Genomic DNA, 228 nt, shown 5'->3' with positions numbered 1-228 from the left:
CCACTTGAACGCATAGGCCAGCCCGACCCAGCTGAGGTACCCGATGGTCGTGCGGTCGATGCCCGCTTCGCGCAGCCAGAACGACAGCGTGCCCAGCACCAGCAGCAGCGGCAGCCCGGCGGAAAACCCGAGCGTCAGCATGCGCAGGCTCGCGGGTTCCCGGTACACGCGCAGCGTCTGACGCCAGGGCATGCGCGGCGGGCGGCGGGCGGGATCGGCGGTGGAGTC

The 228-nt window shown here is 71.5% G+C and carries 1 pseudogene; it reads right to left on the bottom strand.

Annotation, left to right across the window (positions count from 1 at the left end):
• A pseudogene (locus B2J89_RS22350) lies at positions 1–192 on the bottom strand (AmpG family muropeptide MFS transporter); the annotation flags it as partial.
• Positions 193–228: the final 36 nt, after the last annotated feature.

Source organism: Acidovorax sp. SRB_24 (genome assembly GCF_012931925.1).
Note: the sequence above shows the minus strand (reverse complement) of the source record. Positions and strands in the feature narration are given on the sequence as shown.